General features: G+C 64.2%; 1 protein-coding gene. It reads left to right on the top strand.

The window, feature by feature from the left end; translation table 11 throughout:
- Positions 1–427, top strand: a 427-nt coding sequence (locus J9611_RS22920; protein WP_246527984.1) for a lipoyl synthase, incomplete at both ends; no start/stop codon positions are given.

The following is a 427-nucleotide window of genomic DNA, read 5'->3' as shown; positions in this document are numbered from 1 at the left end:
AAGGCCGGAAGATGCTGCGCATTGAGCAGCGGAATGCGGCCACACCGGTGGAACGTAAGCCCGAGTGGATCAAGGCCAAGGTCCAGATGGGCCCGGAGTTCGTGCAGCTCAAGAACCTCGTCAAGAAGGAAGGCCTCCACACCGTGTGTGAGGAGGCCGGCTGCCCCAACATCTTCGAATGCTGGGAAGACAAGGAAGCGACGTTCCTGATCGGCGGCTCCGAGTGCACCCGGCGCTGCGATTTCTGCCAGATCGACACCGGCAAGCCCTCCCCCGTGGATGTTTTCGAGCCCACCAAGGTGGCCCGTTCGGTCCAGGCGATGCAGCTGCGCTACGCCACCGTCACGGGCGTGGCCCGGGACGACCTCGCCGACGAGGGTGTCTGGCTCTACGCCGAGACGGTCCGCAAGATCCACGAACTGAACCC

Origin of the sequence: Pseudarthrobacter albicanus, from assembly GCF_018224015.1 — a bacterium.
Classification (GTDB): Bacteria; Actinomycetota; Actinomycetes; order Actinomycetales; family Micrococcaceae; genus Arthrobacter; species Arthrobacter albicanus.
Note: the sequence above shows the minus strand (reverse complement) of the source record. Positions and strands in the feature narration are given on the sequence as shown.